Annotated in this window: 19 protein-coding genes; 6 read left to right on the plus strand and 13 right to left on the minus strand. The window is 68.8% G+C overall.

Features of this window, described 5'->3' with window-relative positions:
* Position 1: 1 nt before the first annotated feature.
* Genes ABGB19_RS01350 through ABGB19_RS01370 form a run of 5 tightly spaced genes read right to left on the minus strand, consistent with a single transcriptional unit; the run spans position 2 to position 5,322 of the window.
* Complete coding sequence (locus ABGB19_RS01350) at positions 2–1,330, minus strand: dihydrolipoamide acetyltransferase family protein (protein ID WP_347683203.1); 1,329 nt, start codon at positions 1,328–1,330, stop codon at positions 2–4.
* On the minus strand, positions 1,327–2,304 hold the full coding sequence (locus ABGB19_RS01355) for an alpha-ketoacid dehydrogenase subunit beta (RefSeq protein WP_347683205.1): 978 nt from the start codon (positions 2,302–2,304) through the stop codon (positions 1,327–1,329). Before ABGB19_RS01355 ends, ABGB19_RS01350 begins: the two co-directional genes overlap by 4 nt.
* On the minus strand, positions 2,301–3,275 hold the full coding sequence (pdhA, locus tag ABGB19_RS01360; RefSeq protein WP_347683207.1) for a pyruvate dehydrogenase (acetyl-transferring) E1 component subunit alpha: 975 nt from the start codon (positions 3,273–3,275) through the stop codon (positions 2,301–2,303). Before pdhA ends, ABGB19_RS01355 begins: the two co-directional genes overlap by 4 nt.
* Complete coding sequence (gene acsA / locus ABGB19_RS01365; RefSeq protein WP_347683209.1) at positions 3,272–5,059, minus strand: acetate--CoA ligase; 1,788 nt, start codon at positions 5,057–5,059, stop codon at positions 3,272–3,274. Before acsA ends, pdhA begins: the two co-directional genes overlap by 4 nt.
* An 8-nt stretch (positions 5,060–5,067) precedes the next feature.
* Positions 5,068–5,322 (minus strand): hypothetical protein, encoded by a 255-nt coding sequence (locus ABGB19_RS01370; protein WP_347683211.1) that lies wholly within the window; start codon positions 5,320–5,322, stop codon positions 5,068–5,070.
* 187 nt (positions 5,323–5,509) lie between these two features.
* Between ABGB19_RS01370 and ABGB19_RS01375 the strand changes: the two genes are divergently transcribed.
* From ABGB19_RS01375 to ABGB19_RS01385, 3 genes are read left to right on the plus strand one after another with little or no spacing between them, the layout of a single operon-like run.
* On the plus strand, positions 5,510–5,914 hold the full coding sequence (locus ABGB19_RS01375; RefSeq protein WP_347683213.1) for a nitroreductase/quinone reductase family protein: 405 nt from the start codon (positions 5,510–5,512) through the stop codon (positions 5,912–5,914).
* Positions 5,911–7,032, plus strand: coding sequence for a hypothetical protein (locus tag ABGB19_RS01380; protein ID WP_347683215.1), 1,122 nt, complete (start codon positions 5,911–5,913; stop codon positions 7,030–7,032). The genes ABGB19_RS01375 and ABGB19_RS01380 overlap by 4 nt, the downstream gene beginning before the upstream one ends.
* Positions 7,033–7,035: 3 nt before the next feature.
* On the plus strand, positions 7,036–7,635 hold the full coding sequence (locus ABGB19_RS01385) for a hypothetical protein (protein WP_347683217.1): 600 nt from the start codon (positions 7,036–7,038) through the stop codon (positions 7,633–7,635).
* 15 nt (positions 7,636–7,650) lie between these two features.
* Here ABGB19_RS01385 and ABGB19_RS01390 read toward each other — a convergent pair whose 3' ends face one another.
* Complete coding sequence (locus ABGB19_RS01390; protein ID WP_347683219.1) at positions 7,651–8,436, minus strand: universal stress protein; 786 nt, start codon at positions 8,434–8,436, stop codon at positions 7,651–7,653.
* Positions 8,437–8,595: 159 nt separating this feature from the next.
* Here ABGB19_RS01390 and ABGB19_RS01395 point away from each other — a divergent pair, with 159 nt between their 5' ends.
* On the plus strand, positions 8,596–9,576 hold the full coding sequence (locus tag ABGB19_RS01395) for a magnesium transporter (protein WP_347683221.1): 981 nt from the start codon (positions 8,596–8,598) through the stop codon (positions 9,574–9,576).
* Here ABGB19_RS01395 and ABGB19_RS01400 read toward each other — a convergent pair.
* Positions 9,543–9,818: a hypothetical protein gene (locus ABGB19_RS01400; protein ID WP_347683223.1), complete on the minus strand. Its 276-nt coding sequence runs from the start codon at positions 9,816–9,818 to the stop codon at positions 9,543–9,545. The genes ABGB19_RS01395 and ABGB19_RS01400 overlap by 34 nt on opposite strands.
* Positions 9,819–9,981: 163 nt before the next feature.
* Here ABGB19_RS01400 and otsB point away from each other — a divergent pair, with 163 nt between their 5' ends.
* Positions 9,982–13,680 carry a trehalose-phosphatase gene (gene otsB, locus ABGB19_RS01405; protein WP_347683225.1) on the plus strand — a complete coding sequence of 1,233 codons (3,699 nt, stop codon included), beginning with the start codon at positions 9,982–9,984 and terminating at the stop codon, positions 13,678–13,680.
* A gap of 100 nt (positions 13,681–13,780) precedes the next feature.
* On the plus strand, positions 13,781–14,056 hold the full coding sequence (locus tag ABGB19_RS01410; RefSeq protein WP_347683227.1) for a hypothetical protein: 276 nt from the start codon (positions 13,781–13,783) through the stop codon (positions 14,054–14,056).
* Here the strand turns inward: ABGB19_RS01410 and ABGB19_RS01415 are convergent.
* The 6 genes from ABGB19_RS01415 to ABGB19_RS01440 form a co-directional block, all read right to left on the minus strand.
* Positions 14,028–16,640: a PEP/pyruvate-binding domain-containing protein gene (locus ABGB19_RS01415; RefSeq protein WP_347683229.1), complete on the minus strand. Its 2,613-nt coding sequence runs from the start codon at positions 16,638–16,640 to the stop codon at positions 14,028–14,030. The genes ABGB19_RS01410 and ABGB19_RS01415 overlap by 29 nt on opposite strands.
* Before the next feature lie 104 nt (positions 16,641–16,744).
* A complete protein-coding gene (locus tag ABGB19_RS01420; RefSeq protein WP_347683231.1) occupies positions 16,745–17,197 on the minus strand; it encodes a hydrogenase maturation protease in 453 nt (150 codons plus the stop codon).
* Positions 17,194–18,486: a Ni/Fe hydrogenase subunit alpha gene (locus ABGB19_RS01425; RefSeq protein ID WP_347683233.1), complete on the minus strand. Its 1,293-nt coding sequence runs from the start codon at positions 18,484–18,486 to the stop codon at positions 17,194–17,196. Before ABGB19_RS01425 ends, ABGB19_RS01420 begins: the two co-directional genes overlap by 4 nt.
* A complete protein-coding gene (locus ABGB19_RS01430; RefSeq protein WP_347683235.1) occupies positions 18,483–19,241 on the minus strand; it encodes an oxidoreductase in 759 nt (252 codons plus the stop codon). Before ABGB19_RS01430 ends, ABGB19_RS01425 begins: the two co-directional genes overlap by 4 nt.
* Positions 19,242–20,096, minus strand: a complete 855-nt coding sequence (locus ABGB19_RS01435) for an FAD/NAD(P)-binding protein (RefSeq protein WP_347683237.1) — start codon at positions 20,094–20,096, stop codon at positions 19,242–19,244.
* A complete protein-coding gene (locus ABGB19_RS01440) occupies positions 20,089–21,186 on the minus strand; it encodes a 4Fe-4S dicluster domain-containing protein (RefSeq protein WP_347683239.1) in 1,098 nt (365 codons plus the stop codon). The genes ABGB19_RS01435 and ABGB19_RS01440 overlap by 8 nt, the downstream gene beginning before the upstream one ends.
* Positions 21,187–21,211 lie beyond the last annotated feature (25 nt).

The following is a 21,211-nucleotide window of genomic DNA, read 5'->3' on the forward strand; positions in this document are numbered from 1 at the left end:
ATCACCTCTCCAAGAGGTCGGGTTGCTGGAGTACCTCGTCGACAGCGGCAAGGAACAACGCGCCGCGGTGCCCGTCGCTGGCGCGGTGGTCGGCAGCCAGCGACGCCTGCACGGTGGTGGCGATCCGGATGCCGCCGTCGACGGCGTACACGCGTTGCGCCGGTTTACCGAACCCCACCATGGCCACCTGCTGCGGATAGATCACCCCGAACACCATGTCGACGCCCTGGTCGCCGAGGTTGGTGACCGTGATGGTCGGGTCCGACATCTCCGAGCTGCGCAACGAGAACGCCCGGGCGCGGGTTACCAGGTCGGTCAGGTTACCCATCAGCTCGTCGAGTTTCTTGCCGGCGACGTCGTGGATGGCCGGTGCCACCAGGCCCCCGCCCCGCAGGGAGATCGCCACGCCGACATGCACCGCCTCGGCCGGTTCGAAGGCGTCGTTGCGCCAGAAGCCGTTGAACTCACCGAACCGTTGAGCGGCCAGCGCGACGGCCTTGATCTGCAGGACCGCCGGCAGCACACGCTCGGTGATGGAGCGTTGGGCGTTGCGTTCGGCCAGCCAATTCAGGGCGGTGTCAAGGACGATCTCGTGAGCCAGATAGTAGTGCGGAATCTCGCGTTTCGACCGGCTCATCGCCGCGGCGATCGACCGGCGCATCTCCGCTCCCCGCTTGGCCGCCAGTTCCTTCGGCGACAGTTGCGGCGACGGTTGTCCGGCCGACGGGGCAGCGGGCGTCGGTGCTTGCGCCGTCTTCGCGTGCGCGGCGGCATGCTCGACGTCGTTGAGCGTGACCGCGCCCTGCGGCCCGGTGCCGGTCACCGATTCGACGTCGACGCCCACCGACTGCGCGAGGCGACGGGCGGCGGGGGAGACCCAGCGCCGGTGATGTCCGGGCGCGACGGCGGGTGCCGGCGGCGCAGGCGGTGCCGCCGCCACGGGTGCCGCCTCCGCGACGGGTGCCGCCTCCGCGACGGGTGCCGCCTTCGCGACGGGTGCCGCCTCCGCGACGGGTGCCGCCTCCGTGACGGGTGCCGCCTCCGCCACGGGTGCCGCCTCCACCACCGCGGGGGGTGCGGGCTCGGCGGCTTCACCCGGTTCCGCCAAGCGCGCCAACGGCGTCCCGACCTGAACCGTCGTGCCGACCGGCACCAGCAGATCGACGACCGTGCCCTCCTGCCAGCACTCCACCTCGACGGCGGCCTTGGTGGTCTCCACGACGGCCACGATCTGCCCGCGGGCGACCGCGTCGCCGGGCTTGACCAGCCACTCGTCGAGCTTTCCCTCGTCCATGTCGGCGCCGAGCGCGGGCATCTTGAACTCGATCATCGGCGATCCCCGAACAGGTTCTGCACCGCGGCCACGATCTTCGCGGGTTGCGGCAGGGCCGCCTCCTCGAGGTGCTTGGCGTAGGGGATGGGCACTTCCTCCGTGCACACCCGCGCGATCGGCGCGTCGAGGTCGTAGAACGCGTTCTCCACGATGCGCGCGCTGATCTCACCGGCGAGGCTCCCGGTACGCCAGGCTTCGTCGACCACGACGGCGCGGTGGGTCTTGCGCACGGAGGCCAGCATGGTGTCGTCGTCGAGCGGGCGCAGCACCCGCAAATCGATTACTTCACATTCGATTCCGGCCAGCGCCAGTTCGTTCGCGGCGTCCAGCGCCTTCGGCACGTTGCCGCCGTACGTGATCACCGTGACGTCCTTGCCCTCGCGGCGCACCGCGGCCCGCTCGATGTCGGTCGGCACCAGCGCGTCGATGTCCGTTGAGGTGTTGTACAGCTGCACGTGCTCGAAGATGACCACCGGGTCGGGGTCGGCCAGTGCGGTGGGCAACATGCCGTAAGCGTCGGCCACCGTCGCCGGCGCCACCACCTTGATCCCGGGGATATGGGCGTACCAGCCTTCCAGGCTGTGCGAATGCTGGGCCGCCAGTTGGCGCCCCGCCCCGGTTGCCATGCGAACCACCAGCGGAACCGAGAACTGGCCGCCGGACATATGGCGCAGCGCCGCAGCGGTGTTCACGATCTGATCCAGTGACAGCAGGCTGAAGTTGACCGTCATCACCTCGACGATGGGCCGCAGTCCGCCCAGTGCGGCACCGATGCCCACCCCGACGAATCCCAGCTCGGACAGCGGGGTGTCGCGGATGCGGTCAAGCCCGAACTCCTCGAGTAGGCCCTTCGATGCGGCGTAGGTGCCGCCGTAAGCGCCGACGTCCTCGCCCATCAGGAGCACCCGCGAATCGGCGATCATCGCTTCGCGGATCGAATCGTGCACCGCCGTGCGGTATGTCGTCTTCATGAGCGCGCCTCGGCAGGTGTCAGCACGTCGCGGGTCAAGTCGGCCACATCCTCCCACGTTCCGGCTTCGGCGTAGGCGACGGCATCGGTCACCTCCTCCTCGGCCGCGGCGCGGATCGAGGTGACGTCATCCTCGCTCAACAAGCCGTCGGCCACGCACTTTTCGGTGAACGCGCGGATCGGGTCGCGCTCCTTCCAGTGTTCGACTTCGTCCTTCCCGCGGTACAACTCCGGGTCGAACATCGAGTGCGGCCGGAAGCGGTAGGTGCGGAACTCCAGGAAGAAGGGGCCTGCACCGCTGCGCACGTGGTAGGCCCCTTCCTGAGCGGCGGCGTGACAGGCCAGCACATCCATCCCGTCTACCGCCAGCGCCGGTATCCGGTACGAAGCCGCCTTCGCGGTCATGTCGGTCTGCGACTGCTCCACTGCGATCGCCGTCCCCATCGCGTACAAGTTGTTCTCGCAACAGAACAGCACCGGCAGGTGCCACAGCTCGGCGAGGTTCAGCGACTCGTGGAAGGCCCCTTCGGCGACGGCGCCCTCGCCGAAATAGCACGCGGTGACCCGCTTTCGGCCCAGTTGTTTGTCGGCAAGGGCCAGCCCGACCGCCAGCGGCAGGCCGCCGGCGACGATGGCGTTGCCGCCGTAGAACCGGACTGCGGCGTCGAACAGGTGCATCGAACCGCCGCGACCGTGCGAGCAGCCCTCCTGCTTGCCGAACATCTCGGCCATGATCTTGGTCATCGGCACGCCCCGCAGCAGCGCATGCGCATGGTCGCGGTAGGTGGCCACCACCGCGTCCTCGGGTTCGAGCACCCGCAGCGATCCGGCGGCAACCGCCTCCTCGCCGACGTAGAGGTGCAGGAACCCGCGAATCTTGGCCGCGCTGTAGAGCTCCGCGCACTTCTCTTCCATCAGCCGCACGCGCACCATGTCGGACAGCAGCGCGCGGGACGACTCGGTGTTCGTCATGACGACACCTGCTGCGGCTGGGGGGCCTCGACGGTGGAGGTATCGCCTTCGGGCAGGCCGAGTTCGCGGGCCTTGAGCAAGCGCCGCATGATCTTTCCGCTGCGGGTGTGCGGCAGCGAGTCGACGAACTCGATCTCCTTGGGCGCCACCGCGGCGCCCAGCCGCTTGCGGGCGTGGCCCAGCAGTTCCAGGCGCAGGTCCTCGTCGGCGGTGAACCCGTCCTTGAGCGTGACGAACGCCTTGACCAGTTCGCCGACCGTGGGGTCCGGTTTGCCGATCACCGCGGCCTCGGCGACCGCCGGGTGATCGGTCAGCGCGTTCTCCACCTCGAACGGACCGATCAGGTGGCCGGCGGACTTGATCACGTCGTCGGCGCGGCCGACGAACCAGAGGTACCCGTCCGGGTCGCGCTTGACCAGATCACCCGTCAGATACAGGCCGTTGGCGAAGCACTTGCGGTAGCGCTCTTCCTGATTCAGGTAGGCCCGGAACATCGACGGCCATCCCGGCCTGAGCGCCAGCTCGCCCTCGACGTCGGGTTCCTCGATCACCGTCACGGCGCCGTCGTCGCCGTGAGTGACGACGAACGCGTCCACGCCGGGAAGCGGCCGACCCATCGATCCGGGCTTGATGTCGAACGCCGGGGTGTTGGCGACCATGATGCCGCCGGTCTCGGTCTGCCACCAGTTGTCGTGAATGGGTAGCCCCAGCACCCGCTTCCCCCACCAGACCGCTTCGGCGTTGAGCGGTTCGCCGACGCTGGCGATGAATCGCAGCTGCGGAAAGCTGTAGCGCTCAGCGACTTCCGGGCCGGCCTTGATCAGCATGCGGATCGCCGTCGGCGCGGTGTACCAGACGGTGATGCCCTCGTCCTGGAGGATGCGGTACCAGCGCTCGGCGTCGAACTCGGCTTCGTCGATGATCGAGGTGACGCCGTGCACCAGCGGGGCGATGATGCCGTAGGAGGTACCGGTGACCCATCCCGGATCGGCTGTGCACCAATAGATGTCGTCGTGGTGAAGGTCGAGCGCGTAAAGCCCGGTGAGATAGTGCATCGTCACCGCGCCGTGTACGTGGCGCGCCCCCTTCGGGGTGCCGGTGGTGCCGCTGGTGAAGTGCAGCAGTGAGGGGTCCTCGGCGGTGGTGGGTTCGATCGGGGCGTCCTCGGAGGCGTCGGCCATCAGCTGCGCGAGGTTCAGTGTGCCGGGCACGGATTCGGTCTCGGACCCGTCGACCAGCAGGATGTGGCGCACCGACGGCAGCTGGTCGCGGATCTTGGCGATCTTGCGCTTGTAGAGCGCCTTCGTCGTCACCAGCACGGTGGCCTCACCGATGGTGACGCGGGTGGCGATCGGTTCGGGCCCGAACGCCGAGAACAACGGCGAAACCACGCTGCCGTTGCGCAGCGCCCCGAGCATCGCGACGTACAACTCCGGAATGCGGCCCATGATCAGGAAGACCCGGTCGCCCTTGCCGACGCCCAGCCCGCGCAGCACGTTGGTGAACCGGCGGGTGCGACGGCCGAGTTCGCCGTAGCTGAGGTCGTGGCTGACCAGCTCGCCGGAGGCGCCGGTGTCGGTGATGAACCGCAGCGCCGTGCGATCGGCGTCCGGGCCGTCGGCGTGGCGGTCGACCGCCGCGTAGGCGATATTGCATCCACCGTGCGGCATTCCGTGGCAGGGGTCGGGGACCGCCGACCAGCTGAACGCCGCTCGGGTCTTCTCGTAATCGGTGTAGTTGGGCGGGACCTTCCAGTCCGCGACGGTCTTGCTGATGATCGTCATGGTCGCGCTCACCTCCTCGGTAACGAGATGACGCCGTTGCGCCGGGCCGGGCCGATGTTCGCCATCACCCGTTCCAGCAGCGCGCTGTAGGCCGACCCGTCGACGAGCAGCTCGGCTGGGCCGTGGTGCAGCAGGTAGGCATCGAGGCGACGGTCGAGTGACCAGTCAGCGTAGGTCTGGCTGGCGAATTCGGACCGCAGGAACCGCCACGCGACGGTGTCGAGCTCCGCGGTCGTCAGATCGACGCGATCAGTCGGCGCCATCGGCAATCCCCTAACAGTCTCGGTTGTCGCACTTCATCGTTTGCGCGTCGCGTCGGCGGCGGTAGAGACGAAAGTCACACCAAGATCGGTCTCTCGGCCCTGCGTCGGGCCGCGCATGCCTTTAGTCCCTCCGGTCGGGGTCCGGACGGCCCTGTGCCGGGGCGAATCCGGTCACGAGGATCGAGGCATGCCCTCGAGCGCGGTGAGCCATGTGAAGGACAAGGTGCGCACGTTCAACAAGTACGTGCTCAATCCGGCGATGATGCACCTGGCCGGCCGCAGGCACTGGTATGCCTCGGTGATCCGGCACACCGGCCGCCGGTCCGGGCGGCACTACGCCACGCCGGTCGTCGCCGACCAGGTCGACGATGGATTCATCATTCCGCTGCCGTACGGCACGCACGTCGACTGGTTGCGCAACGTGCAGGCGTCCGGGGAGGCGGTGGTCACGACCAACGGCCGCGACTATGACGTCGCCGAACCGCAGATCCTCGACGCGCAGACCGCGAGCTCACAGCTGCCGAGCGGGCACGCGCGGGCGTTCGAGCGGTTCGGGGTCGAGCGCTTCCTCAAGGTCAGCGCGGCTCGATGAACGAGCGAGGCACCTTGCGCCCGATCGACTACCAGGCGTTGCTGGCGGCGTCCGGGCCGTTCGCGTCGGTGTACCTCGACGACTCCCGCGATACCGGCGATGCCGAATCGATGCTTCATCAGCGCTGGCTCGATCTGCGCGAGCGCCTGGAACATGCCGGCGCCGACGAGGTCCTGCAGCGTCAGGTGCAGCGCGCCGTGCTGCAGAGCGTCCCGGCCGTGGGCCGGCAGGGCCGGGTGGTCATCGCGACACCCGACGAGATCGTGATCAACGAGCATCTGGAATGCCCGCCCGCCGAATCGATCGCCCGGGTTTCGGAATACCCGTTCCTCGTGCCGGCAGTCGAGCTCAGCCGGCGGCCGCCACCGTATCTGTTCGCCGCCGTCGATCATCAGGGCGCCGACATCACCCTGCACGGTGACGGCATCACCCGCACCGAAACCGTGGACGGCGAGGGTCATCGCGTGCACAAGCCGGTCACGGCCGGGTGGAACGGGTACGGCGACCTCCAGCACACAGTCGAGGAGGCGGTCCGCAAGAATGTCAGGGCCGTCGCCGAGCGAATCACCGAACTGGTCGACAGCGGTGCCCCGGAGATCGTGTTCGTATGCGGCGAGGTGCGCTCGCGCACGGACGTGGTGTCGGCGCTGCCCGACCGGGTCGCCAAACGGGTGTCACAGCTGCATGCCGGCGCACAGGGGCATCGGGTCCGCGAGCCCGAGGTCGCCCGGATGATGTCCGCGGAATTCGAGCGGCACAGGACCGCTCGCGTCGCCGAGAGCACGGACCGGTTCACCAGCGAGATGCGACGCGGGTCCGGCCTGGCGGTCGAGGGTTTGGCGCGGGTTTGCGACGCGCTGCGCGCCGGCAACGTCGCGACCTTGCTGATCGGCGACCTCCGCGACGCAACAGTGGTCACCGGCCGCGACCTCGCCACCATCGCCCAGGACGCCGACGCGCTGTCCGAGCTGGGCTCGGCTCCCTACCGTGTGGTGCGAGCCGACGAAGCGCTGCCCTTCGCGGCGCTCGCCGTCGCCGCGTCGTTGCTGCGCGCCGACGTGTCCGCGGCCGACGGCATCGGCGCCCTGCTGCGCTTCCCCGTGACCGAGGAGGGCTGAGCCATGGTGACGTGTCCGAACGGGCACCACAACCCTGCGGGGTTCGATCTCTGCGGCGAGTGCGGCGCCCCGATCGAGGAAACAGGCGCCGAGTCGGCGGTGTGGTACCGGACGAAATGGGCTCTTATCGGGGCGAGCGGCGTTGTCGCGCTGGTGGTCCTGGCGGCATCGGTGGTCCTCGCGATGGATCGCGGAAGCGACCGGTCCGAGACGACGGCGGCGACACCCACCGGCCAGGAAGCCATCCCGCAGTGGTGGGCGACGGCGCACACGCCCGTCACCGAGCTGCGGCAATCGCTCACCGATGCCATGCGCTCGCTGGACCGGATGGATTCCGTCGGTCTCGAGAACTCCTGCCAGAACATGCACGATCTCGCCGGCGTCGACGTCCACACCTACTTGCCGGCGCCCGTTCCGGAGATCACCAGCGAGTTGGCCGCCGCGGCGGAGGACGCCCACGCGGCCGCACACATGTGCCTGTCGCTTGCGGCGGGATCACAGAACACCTACAACGGGGAATTCCTCGCCGCCGTCGAGCAGGCCGAACGCCGACTGGTCCACGCGCAGGAGCTCGTCAACGACGCGCTGCTCAATAATCAGTGAAGGCTTTCAGTCCCGTCAGCCCCGGACCACCAGCACCGAGGACTCGGTGTGGGAGAACCGGTGGTGTCCGGAGGGGCCGAGGAGGTCGGCCAGTTTGTCGGCTTCGGCGCCGCTGATGACCGCGAGCTGTACCCGCTCGTCGTTCTTCTTGATGAAACGCGCAACATCGGCGCCGTCGCCGATGGGATAGATGCGCACCTCCGGGTGACGCTCGCGCCAGGCCTCGACGTCGCTGTCGACGTCCCCGTGTCTTCCGACGACCAGGACCGGCGCCCCGCGCAAGCCGGCCTCGCGCAGCGCGGCTTCGATGACAGCCTCGGTGTCTTGACTCTGGTTGTCCGCGACGACAATCCAACTGACGGCATGACGGGGTTGTCCGTGGACGGGCCGGATGACCGCGACCGGGCAATGCGCCTTCTCGGCGAGTTCGGTTGCCGTCGAGCCCAGTATCGAGCGCGCGTAGCGGCCGATCCCGACCGAGCCGACGCAGATCAGCGCGGCCGTGTCGCTTTCGGCGATGAGGGCGGCGCCCGGCGGGCCGGTGACGATGGCCGTCTCGACCTTCACCGACGTGCCACTGGCCTCGACCGCGGCCCGTGCTGCGCGCAGAGAATCCTCCGCGTGACGGACATCGGCGTAGTACTCGTCGGCAGAGGGATGCGTGGCCTTGGTGACGCAGATCAAGCAAAGCGGAACACTTCGGCTCGCGGCTTCCTCGACCGCCCACAACGCGGCCTCGATCGCGGTTTCAGAACCGTCGATCCCGACGATCACACAGGACTGCGGGCAGGTGGCGGTCATCTCGTCTCCCATCTGCGCTGCTGGTACTGACGCTATGGGTTGAGACTCCTCCCCGGTGAGGTCCTTGGTCCCTGGCCGGCGCGCTGATGGTCACCAGAACGGGCGCGGCTCACCGCTTCGCAACGGGCACCCGCTTCTCACTCGGTAGGGTCCGACCTCATGGTCACCTACCCCGACTACGCGTTTCCCCGACGGGCGACCGCACAGCGCCACGCCAGCATGCGGGTGCCGACCGCGACCGGAACGGACTCGGTGGCCGAGACGATCGAGGGTATGCGCGGGCGACGATTCGACAGTGCGGCCGCGGTGGCTGTGCTCGACGGGCAACACCTGGTGGGGGTGGCCACCATCGAACGCGTCCTGGCCGCCCCCGATGCGGCCACGCTCGCCGAGATCATGGACCCCGCGCCGCCGGTCGTCGCTCCGGGCACCGACCAGGAGCGCGCGGCGTGGCAGGCGGTCAAGCGCGACGAACCCGGTCTCGCCGTCGTCGACGGCGCCGGGTGCTTCCGCGGATTGATTGCACCGCAACAGCTTCTGGCTGTGCTGCTGGCAGAGCACGAGGAGGATATGGCCCGGCTCGGCGGCTTCCTGCATTCGGTGGAGTCGGCGCGCTCGACCACCGTCGAAAGCGTCTCCCGCCGGCTGTGGCACCGATTGCCCTGGCTGGTGGTGGGACTCGTCGGGGCGATGCTCTCCGCCGGGTTGATGGCCGCCTTCGAGGCGCGACTGGACGCGGTGCTGGCCGTGGCCTTCTTCGTGCCGGGCATCGTCTACCTGGCCGACGCGGTCGGCACGCAGACCGAAACCCTTGCCATCCGCGGTCTTTCGGTCGGCGTCGGCATCCGCCGCATCCTCGTTCCCGAGGCGTTGACAGGGCTGACCGTCGGTGTGCTGCTCGGGCTGGTCATGATGCCGCTGGTGGTGCTCATGACCGGTGACGGGCGACTCGCGGTGGCCGTGTCGTTCGCCGTGCTGGCGGCCAGCAGCATCGCCACGGTCGTCGCTCTGCTGCTGCCGTGGCTGCTGCAGACGTTCGGGCGCGATCCCGCCTTCGGGTCGGGCCCTCTGGCGACCGTCATCCAGGACCTGTTGTCCATCCTGATTTATCTCGGGGCGGTGACGGTGCTGCTGGCATAGCCGCGACGCCGCTGACATCGGTGATCGTCGCGCACGCTGTCGGAGACGCCCGCCTTGTGCACCAGGCCCTGCAGTTGCTGACACATCTCCGAAGGACGTGTCGTATCGGAGCCGTCGGCCACCGCATCACGGTGCAGCGCTGCCAGTTCGGCATCGATACCGGCGGCTCGCATCGAGTCGCGGTAGCAGTCGCGCAGTAGGTCGAAACCCGGTGGAACCGGCAGTTCGCCGCCACCGGTCAACCCATGTTCGCGCCCTTGCCGCCTGCCTCGTGTCGTCGGCGTAGCGTCCGGGACCGCATCGAGATGTCGAAGGTCACGAACGCGTAGGGCACAAAGTCTCCGGAGTTGCTGGAATGACTTCCTGCCCTAGCGGTGTGCCGCGGAAAATAGTCGGATCGGCGGTGTGAAGACACCGGTGATCGATCCACGGCTGCACGACGCTGTCATCGTCTATCTGGAGGGGGTAGTCGCCGACAACCCTTCGGCGCACCCGTCCCCCTCTGCGGTCGCACTGATCCGGAAGCTCGCCGACGCCGGGATCGCGACCGCGGTGTGCTCGGCGAGCCGCACCTGTGAGGAGATCCTCGCCGCCGCGGGCATAGAGGATGTGGTCGCCGCCCGGGTGGACGGCGTGGTCGGCGAAGCACTGGGGTTGCCGGGAAAGCCCGATCCGGCAGCGCTGCTGGAAGCGGGAGCCAGGCTGGGGGTGGCGCCGGAACGCACGGTGGTCATCGACGACGCCGAGGCCGGCATGCGGGCCGGCCGCGCCGGCGGCTTCGCAATGGTCATCGGCGTTTCCGAGCCCGAACGCGCCGACGTTCTCTTGAGCAGCGGCGCGGACGTGGTGGTCACCGACCTTGTCGACGTCACCGTGCGGGTGGGTGACAAGCGGATGTCGAACCTGCCCGACGCCCTCGACTCCTACGGCCAGATGATCGCCGTGATCGATGGCAGGCGGCCGTTCATCTGCCTGGACTTCGACGGCACCCTGTCCGAGATCGTCTCCGATCCAGACACGGCAACCCTCGTCGAGGGTGCCGCCGAGGCCTTGGCGGCGCTGGCGCAGCAGTGCCCAGTGGCCATCCTCAGCGGCCGTGACCTCGCCGATATCCGCGCACGCGTGGGCGTTCCGGGCCTCTGGTATGCCGGAAGCCACGGCTTCGAGATGGTCGGCCCCGAGGGCACGGAGTACCACAACGATGACGCCGCGACGGCGGTACCCGCCCTGCAGGAGGCCGCGGACGCGTTGCGCGACCAGCTGAAGCCCGTCGCGGGCGTGCGGGTCGAACACAAGCGATATGCCGTTGCGGTGCACTATCGCAACGTGGCCGCCGACCGAGTGGCCGAGATCGTCGCAGCCACCCGCGGATACGGGAATCGCGCCGGGCTGCGCGTCACGACGGGACGCAAGGTGGTCGAACTGCGCCCCGACGTCGCCTGGAACAAGGGGTCGGCGCTGGCGTGGATCCGCAACCGGTTGCCGCGGGACGGCCGCTCGATACCGATCTACATCGGGGACGACCTCACCGACGAAGACGCGTTCGATGCGATACGAGCCGGCGGTATCGGTATCGCGGTGCGGCACAACGAGGATCACGATCGACCGACGGCCGCTCAGTTCACGCTCGACGGTCCCACCGAAGTCCGGGAGTTCCTGCGCCGCGGGGGCAACTGGCTGGCACTTCAGAACGCCACGTCCTCGGTGGCGTGGAGCTACACGTTCGAGGGTTACGACCCGCACAGCGAGAAGCTCCGCGAGGCGCTGTGCACCGTCGGCAACGGTTATTTCGCCACCCGCGGCGCCGCGCCGGAATCGACGTCGGGCCAGGTTCATTACCCGGCGACATACGCCGCCGGGGTGTACAACCGCCTCGACGACGTCCTGTCCGGAAAGAAGCTCGAACATGAGAGCCTGGTGAACCTGCCCAACTGGCTTCCGTTGACATTCCGCATCGACGGTGGCGACTGGTTCCACGTCGACGGCGCGACATTGCTGTCCTACCGCCAGACCCTCGATCTCCGCTGCGGGGTGCTGACCCGTGACTTGCGCGTCAGTGACGACGACGGGCGCATCACCGCGGTCACCCAACGTCGGCTGGTGTCGATGAGCCAGGCGCACGTCGCCGCGCTCGAGACGACGATCGTGGCCGAGAACTGGTCCGGAACTGTCGAGATCCGCTCGACGCTGGACGCCAACGTCTGCAACGGCGGAGTCGAACGGTACCGGGGTCTGGCGAGCAACCATCTCGAGTCGCTGAAGACGGCCGAGATCACCGAGAACTCCGTGCTGATGACGGTGCGCACCAGACAGTCGCAGATTCCGATCGCACTGGCCGCACGGACCACCGTCTGGCAGGACGGTAACATCGCGGCCGCGAAATACCGTCTCGTCGAGGAGGAGTTCGAGATCGGCCACGACATCTTCGTCGATATGGCGGAAGGCCGATCGGTGACCGTGGAGAAGGTCGTCGCCCTGGTGACCGGACGGGACGTCGCCACCTCCGAGCCTGCGGCCGGAGCGGAACGCCGGTTGGCACGTCAGGGCCGATTCGACGAGATTCACCAAGCACACGCGCTGGCCTGGGAGCACATCTGGGAGCGCATGTCCATCGAATTCGATGGCCACCCAGAGGAATTGCGCATCCTGCGGCTGCATCTGCTGCACTTGCTGCAGACGGTCTCCTACAACAGCGAGGACCTGGACATCGGAGTCCCCGCGCGCGGACTGCACGGGGAGGCGTACCGCGGCCACATCTTCTGGGACGAGCTGTTCATCTTCCCGGTTCTGAATCTGCGATTTCCGACGATCACGCGTGCGCTGCTGCGCTACCGCTACCGGCGACTGATCGAGGCACGTCGGGCGGCCAAGCTCGCCGGCTACGCCGGGGCGATGTTTCCGTGGCAATCCGGCAGCGACGGCCGCGAGGAGAGCCCGGCAGTACATCTCAACCCACGGTCAGGTCGGTGGAACCCGGATGCGAGCCACCTCGCGCACCATATCGGGATCGCGGTCGCCTACAACGTGTGGCAGTTCTACCAGGTGACGGGCGACCTGGCGTATCTGATCGACTACGGGGTCGAGATGCTCGTCGAGATCGCGCGGTTCTGGGTCAGCAGGACGACATACGACAGCGAATCCGACCGCTACGGCATCCTCGGCGTGATCGGACCGGACGAGTTCCATTCCGGCTATCCCGACCGGCCCTTCACCGGCATCGACAACAACGCCTACACGAACGTGATGGCGGTATGGGTGATTCTGCGTGCCATCGACGCGCTCCACGAGATACCGCTGCCCAACCGTCTCGATCTGCGCGAGCGGCTCGGTTTGACCGACGACGAACTCCAAAAGTGGGACCGGGTCAGCCGCCGGATGTCCGTGCCGTTCCACGACGGCATGATCAGCCAGTTCGAGGGCTACGACCAACTGGCCGAACTGGATTGGGACGCGTACCGGGAGCGCTACGGCAATATCCAGCGCCTCGACCGGATCCTGGAGGCAGAGGGCGACGACGTCAACCGGTACCGGGCCTCCAAGCAGGCAGACGCGTTGATGCTGCTGTACCTGCTGTCCTCGGACGAACTCGGTGAACTGCTCACCCGGCTCGGCTACCACCTCGACCCCCAGATGATCCCCGCGATGGTCGACTACTACATGGCGCGCACCTCGCACGGGTCGACGCTCAGTTCCGTGGTGCACTCGTGGGTGCTGGCCCGCGCCAACCGCGATCGCGCGCTGGACTTCTTCCGCAAAGTCCTCAAATCCGACATCGACGACATCCAGGGCGGCACCACTTCCGAAGGCGTGCACCTCGCCGCGATGGCGGGCAGCGTCGACCTGGTGCAGCGATGCTTCACCGGGCTGGAGATACGCCGCAATCGGATCGTGCTGTCGCCGCACTGGCCGGAATCGATGGGCGCGCTGGGCTTTCCGATCCACTATCGCGGCCACCACCTGCACGTGCGGGTCAGCGGGCGCGGTGCCGAAGTCAGTGTGGGGCCGCAGGAGGTTCCGCCGATCGTCATCGAGTGCCGCGGACGAGTCCAGCAACTCGCACCGGGCAGCGTGGTCCGGTTCCCCAGCGATGCCGCCCACCACTGAATGTGACGAACGTCACCGACAGTTCGGGCTGTTCGACTCCGGTGTCCGCCGCAGGCCCGGTGCTGTGATGGTCGGGTAGGACGCGACGAGGGGGTTGACGATGAAGACATTGACAACCCTCCTGCGGCGGCCCGCTCCGGTCGCAGCGACGTACGAGATCAGAGAACTTCTGCACGAGGGCCGAACGGCCCGGGTGTCCGCCGAGGCGATCGCCAACACCGTGTCTGCCTGGCTGTCCGACTTGGGCGCCGTCAGCCCTTCGGTTCACGAGTTGGCCAGGACGATGCGCTCCGGCGATTGGCCGGCGGCGTACGCCATCGCCGAAAGCCTGTCCCTCGAGGTGTCGGTTACGACGCCGGCGTTTCGAGGAGCGTGACGGTCCCACGGTTGCCGTCGACGACGACCCGTTGCCCGGTGCGTAGTCGCGTGGTCGCACCCGTCACCGCGCCGACGGCCGGGATTCCGTATTCGCGCGCCACCACCGCGCCGTGCGAAATCACCCCGCCGACCTCCATCACCAGCGCGCCCGCGAGCAGGAACAGCGGGGTCCAACCCGGGTCGGTGCTGGCCGCGACGAGGATCTCCCCGGGCTCCAGCCGAGCTCCGACCGACGAATCGAGTACGCGGACCACCCCCTCGTGGATGCCCGGTGAGATCGACGTTCCGACCAGAACGTCGGCCTGTCCCGATCCGGCCGGTTCGGTGGGGCCGTAAATCGTTTCGCCGTCGTTGACCAGGATCCGCGGTACGGCGCGGCGATCGAGCTCGCGATCGTAAGCGCGGCGGTTGGCCGCAGCGGTGGGTCGCAGGTCGCGCCGGTGACCGCAGAGGGCGGCGCGGATGTCCGCAGGCCCGCAGAAGAAGGCGTCGCCGGGATCGTCGAGCGAGCCTCCGTCGACCAGGGCCGTGCCGACGCGCCGCAACGAACGGTGGGCCAGCGCGATGGCCCGCACCATGTCGAACTTCGGTTGCTCGCGCAGGCCGCCGAGTTCGCGGTGACGGTCGAGTAGACGTCGGAGGACCGCGGCCCGCACCCTGCCCCGGTCGCGCCGCACGTTCGAGGCCAGTCGATCCGCCGCGGCCGCGGACTGCGCTGTGCCGGTGCGCATCCGCTCCAACACCTCGCCGCCGGACCGGGCGTAGCCGGCGATGAGGTCCACCACATAGGCCGGGTCGTCGGCGAACCGCTCCAGGCCCATGTCGATCTCGCGGTCGGGGGCACGGTGCCCGTAGGTCGCGAGGAACGTTTCCAGCGCAGGACTCGTCGGCGTGATGTCCGTCCCGGACGCGGCCGCGTCGCGGGCGATGCGCGCCAGCGCCCGGCCCATCGCCACCGTCGGATCATGCGGGAGCCAGCGGCGGATGGGTTCGAAGTCGGCGTCCGCTCCGAGCCAACGGGTGACGAGACGCTCGGTCACGATCCGGATCACCTGTTCGGCGTAGGCCGCGGGTAACTGCTGAACCACCAGTGCACATGTGCGGGCCGGCAGGTCGCGGTAGACGAACTCGAGGAGCCGCGCCGGGTCGGTCAGAGCGGTCGCCTCCCGGTCGAGCCGGTCGAGCTCCGCGTCGGTGGCCGCCAGCACCCGTCGGCGGCTGCGCGCCGGTGCCAGCAGCGCGAGAAGCAGCCGCACCAACAATCCCGGTCCCCACCGCAGCGCACCTCGCAGCGGGAATCGGCGGCGGGACTGGGGCAGCCGATCGGCGTTGGCGCTCAACCACTCTCGAAGGGCGGCACCGCCGGTGGGCTCCTTCATGCTGAGGTTGGCGACGACGCGGTCAGCCAGCCGTGGGTGTTGCAGGAGCGGGGTCGCGTCGATGAAAAGGCGCCCGGCCAGAGTCGGCAGCCAGGGCGGCAGCTGATCGACGCGCAGCCCGGACCCCATCGCGAGGTACCGGATCCATCCGGTGGTCAACGTCGCGAAGAAGGCGTTGCCCGCGGGGGTGAGGGGCTCGGCGATGCCCTGTGAGACGAGCACGGCCGGGATGTAGACGCGCAGTCCGGGCGACGGCGAGGGCGGCGGCAGCGGGAAGAGCGAGGTGATCGGCCTGGACTGCAGCAGCCAGCACCGCCCGTTCGACACCGCCCACTCGATGTCCTGGGGTACCCCGAACAGGTCGGCCGTGCGCGTGCCCAGCTCCGTCAGGGCATCCACAAGTGATCGGTCGAGTTGGCCAGCGCCGCCGACAGCCTCCGGCACCGGTCCGCCCCGCGTGTCCACCAGCCACCGGGCCGGTGTCACGTGCCCACTCACCACCGCCTCGCCCAACCCGGCGGCGGCCTCGATGACCATGCGGTCACGTCGCCCGGACAGCGGGTCGGCGGTGAACATCACGCCCGCGACGTCGGCGGGCACCATCTCCTGAACCACGACGGCGACGCTCAGGCCGCGATTCCCGATGTCGTTGCGGGCCCGGTATGTGAGCGCCCGCACGGTCCACAATGACGACCAGCAGCGCTTGACGGCATCGCAGAGTGCCTGTGCGCCTTCGACATTCAGCACGGTGTTTTGCTGGCCGGCGAAGCTCGCCTGGGGTAGGTCTTCGGCGGTCGCCGACGAACGGACCGCGACCGCGGGTGCGCCCAGCAACTGGTAGGCGGCGGAGATCTCCGCCCTGAGCGCGTCGGGCATTCCCGCCTCCGCGAATGCCCGGCGCAATCGGTCGGAGACCGTGTCGACGGCGCCGGGGTCCGCAGCCAGACGCTCGAGTTCCCGGTCGATGACCCCGCCCAGGCAATGTGCGTGGACGAATTCGTCGTAAGCCGACGTGGTGACCACGAAGCCGGCGGGCACAGGCAGCCCGGCGCGCGTCATGACGGCGAGGTTGGCGCCCTTGCCCCCGGTGACCGTCGGGTCGGTGGATGCGGAGTCGGCCAACGGGGTCGTGAAGGTGCGACCGGGCTGTGAGCCCCCCGCCGGCGGCGAGTCGGCGTGATCGGTCGAGGTGGTGCTGGTCAACTCATGGCCTTCCGGCTCGGCTCCTTGTGAGCATCGACGTTCCCCTCGCGCCGTTCACCCTCGACGCCTGCCTCGGTGACAGCCGCTGCACGCCGGGCATCTCGTCACCCGCGGCCATCGAGTTCGGCCAGCACGGCGTCGACGACGGCGGGCACCACCGCGGCGACGGCCGGCGTCAGGCCGGGGCCGTGGGCGGCGTCGACGACGCCGACGCTGAGCACCACCAGTCGATGAGGTAGCTGCGCCAACGCTTCGCCCAGCGCGAATGCCTGCGGGATGCCGATCGCGTGTGAGCTGACCGCACCCGAGGCTTGGTTCTCGTCGGGAGTCCATCGTCGAATCTGGCCGGGACTGGACCCTTTTCCCATCGCGGCGTCGACGACGACGGCGAGATCGGCGCCCTCCCATGCGTCGAGAAGGGCACCGGGCTCGCCCGTGGTGGCGATCACCCGCACACCCGGGAGGTGGCGTTCGGCGACTTCCTCGACGACGGCAAGCCCAACGCCGTCGTCTCGGCGGAAGCTGTTGCCGACACCGATCACCACGCGATCGCTCACAAGCGGTCGACCGTAAGGGTCAGGAAGTGGGCCGAGCACGAGATGCACGGGTCGTGATTGCGGATCGCCCTCTCGCACAATGCCGTCAGGGCTCCGTCGTCCACCAGGAGGTTGGCGGCGACGATCCCGGCCATCTCGTGTTCGATCGCCGCCTGGTTCTGGGCGGTGGGCGGCACGATCGTCGCCGCCCGGATCAGGCCGTCCCCGCCGATGTCGTAGCGGTGATACAGCAGGCCCCGCGGTGCCTCGCTGACCCCGTGCCCGACGCCCTCGCGCGCCGGGACGTCGACGTAGGGCCGCGCGGGTCGCTGGTATTCGGCGATGATGCGCAGCGCCTCGTCGATCGCGTAGATGACCTCCACAGCGCGGACCACGATGCTGCGGAACGGGTTTCGGCATGTCGCGCCGAGCCCGGCCCGCGCTGCCGCCTCGCGAGCGAGGGGGGAGAGGGCCTGGTAGTTCAACGAGTACCGGGCGAGCGGTCCGGTCAGGTAGCGGGCGCCGTCCAGCGTGGCGTGCAGTGCGGTCGAGCGCTGCACCTGCGACTCGACGACGTGGTCTTCGAAATCGGCGACCGCGAACGGCGGGCCTGCGCTTCGCCGGATCGTGCCGTCCTCGACGGGATAGCGGTCCGGCGCGGTGAGCGCGAGAAACTCGTGGTCGAATTCGACGTCGGGAAAGTCGAACGCGCAGACCCGGTCGAGCATCCACAGCGCATCGTCGAGCGCACGGCGCAGTTGCTCGGCGATCGGCTCGAGATCCCGGGGCCGCGGAACCGAATAGAAGCCGCCCAGCCGAACGTTGATCGGATGGATCGCGCGTCCGCCGATCTGCTCCATGAGCCGGTTGCCTGCCTTCTTCAACGCCAATCCGCGCTCGACGAACTCCGCATCGGTCCTGGCGAGGCTGATGGCATCGGGATGGCCGAGGAAGTCGGGCGCGTGCAGCAGCACGATGTGCAGCGCGTGGCTGTGAATCCACTCCCCGCAGTACAGAAGTCGTCGCAGCACCACGAGTTCCGGATCGACGGTCACCCCGCATGCGTCCTCGATCGCGTTGCAGGCGCTCACCTGATAGGCCACGGGGCAGATGCCGCATACCCGCGCGGTGATGTCGGGCGGCTCGGTGTAGGCCCGGCCACGCAGGAACGCCTCGAAGAACCGTGGGGGTTCGTAGATGTTGAGCTCCACGGTGTCGACGGCTCCATCGCGAAGCGTGACGTGCAGGGCGCCTTCGCCTTCGACCCGCGTCAGCGCGCCGACACTCAACGTCCGAATCTCGCCGGTCACCGGTCGTTCCGTTTCGTGTCGAAGTTGGCGACGTTGAAGGTGGCGAACACCCGGTCGACGCCGGCGTCGGACATGCCGTCGCGGCGCAGCACGGGAATCAGCGCAGCGGTGTTGGGCGTGGCGGCCGGGCCGAAGCACCCGTAACAGCCCCGGTGATAGGTCGGGCACAGCGCGCCGCATCCGGCGTGGGTGACGGGCCCCAGGCAGGGAATCCCGTCGGCGACCATCACGCACGTCACCCCGCGGTTCTTGCATTCTGTGCACACCGTCTTGGCGGGGAGCCGCGGTTTGCGTCCGACCAGCAGCGCGGCCAGGGTGTCGAGCAGCTGGCCGCGGTCGATGGGGCAACCCTGTATCTGGTAGTCGACCTCGACGTGTGCCGACGCCGGGGTCGAGGTCGCCAGCGTGTCGATGTACTCCGGCTTCGCGTAGACCACGGACGCGAACTCCTCGACATCGGCGAAGTTGCGCAGCGCCTGCACCCCGCCGGAGGTGGCACACGCCCCGATCGTGACGAGCACCCGGGACTGCTCGCGGATCTCCCGGATACGGCGCTCGTCGGCCGGGGTGGTGATCGACCCCTCGACGAGCGAAACATCGTACGGCCCGGCGATTCTCGCGCTGGATGCTTCGAGGAACGTGGCGATCTGCACCTGCTCGGCGATCGTGAGCAATTCGTCCTCGCAGTCCAGCAGTGTCAGCTGGCAACCGTCGCACGATGCGAACTTCCACACGGCCAGCTTGGGGGCGGTCATCTAGAGCTCCTTTACCCGAAGCAGTGGCTCGGCTACGTCGTATCCCACGACCGGTCCGTCCCGGCACAGCAGCAGCGGGCCCAGCTGGCAGTGCCCGCACCAGCCGATCCCGCACTGCATGTTCCGCTCGAGCGAAACCCGGATATCGCTGCGACGCATCCCCTTTCGCAGCAGCTCGGCGGCGCCGTTGCGCATCATCGGCTCGGGACCGCACAGGAACGCGGTGGTGCGGTCGGCCCGCAGCGGCATCCGCCGCAGGGGTTCGGTGACGAAGCCGACTTCGCCCGGCCAGCCCTGCACCGGTACGTCGACGGTGATGTGGACGTCGATGACACCGGCGCTCGACCAGTCGGCGAGCTCCTCGGCGAACAGGAAGTCCTCGCGCGAGCGCGCGCCCGCGATGAGGGTCACCCGCTCGTACGACCCGCGATCGGCCAGGGCGTGCAACACCAACGGCCGAAGCGGCGCCAGGCCGACCCCGCCGGCGACGATGACCACGTCTCGCCCGGCCGCAGCCGGTAGATCCCAGCCGGTGCCGAACGGTCCACGCATGCCGATGACGGTGCCGGGTCCGGCGTCGTGCAACGCCCGGCTCACCACCCCTACCGAGCGGATGGTGTGGTTGACGACGCCGTCGTCCGAGTCCGGTACGCCGCTCACGGAGATCGCGATCTCGCCGATCCCGAACGCGTACATCATCATGAACTCGCCGGGCTGCGGGGTGGGCAGCGCTTGGCGCACCGGTTCCATGCTCAGTGTCGCCGAATCGCGATTCTCGGCGACCCGGCCGCGGACCCGGTACGGCACCGGTGTCATCGCCGACGATGCCGCCGGCCACACCGCGGTGTCAGTCATCGCCGTCCTCCGCCCGGGCGGCCAGGCTGTTCATCTCCTCGGTGATGTCGATGCCGGTGGGGCACCAGGCGATACAACGCCCGCAACCGACGCAGCCGGAACTGCCGAACTGGTCATGCCAGGTGCCGAGCTTGTGGGTGATCCAGTGGCGGTACCGCGAGGGGCCGGATTGCCGGACTTCCCCTTCGTGCACGAAGGTGAAGTCGAACTCGAAGCAGGACGCCCACTCCATCCAGCGCTCGGCGTGTTGGCCGGTGAGATCGGTGGTGTCCTCGACGCTGGTGCAGAAGCACGTCGGGCACACCATGGTGCAGTTCCCACATGTCAGGCACCGGCCGGCCACCTCCTCCCACTGCGGTGACTCCCGCGACTCGATCAGCAGTTGGCGCAGGTCGCCGGCGGGCATCTGCCGCCCCATCTTGCCCGCTGCGTCGGCGACATCCCCTCGCGCCGAACGGATCTCGGCCGGGGATGCATCGCGGTGCGGCAGCGCCGCCAGCACATCGGCACCGGCTTCGCTGCCCACGTCGACCACGTAGCTGCGTCCTTCGCCCTCGATGCGCTCGGTGAGCGCGAGGTCGTAGCCCGGGCCGACCTCGGGCCCGGTGCCCATGGACGCGCAGAAGCACAGGCCGCCGGGTTCGGTGCAGTTGACGGCGACGACGAAGATCCGTGCCAAGCGGCCGGCGAAACCCCGGTCGGGGTGGCTGCCGGCGCCGAGCACGCCGTTGAGCACCGCGATGGCGGACAGGTCGCAGGCCCGCACCCCGATGAAGGCGTACCGGGGGGTCTCCTCGGCCACCTCCCCGTCGGACGACCACACCTTCTGCCGGGGCGGGTGCAGGAACTGCTTCCAGGACTGCGGCCCGGCCGAATGGCCGAACAGCGCGTCGTCGTCGCGCCTGCGCAGCCGGTAGTGCCCGGGTCCGACATCGACTCCCCATCCTCGGGGCAGGTCGTCGGCCGACGTCAGCTCGGCGAGCACGATGGCGTCCTCGGACACGGTGGGTCCGACGACGCGATAGCCACGCTCACGGAGGGTGCTGACGAGTTGGTGCATGGCCGCGGCGTCGATCACGGCACTGCTCATCGACCTATCGTCCTAGGAAAGCGCC

The sequence above is a fragment of the Mycobacterium sp. B14F4 genome, assembly GCF_039871645.1.
Lineage (GTDB): Bacteria > Actinomycetota > Actinomycetes > Mycobacteriales > Mycobacteriaceae > Mycobacterium.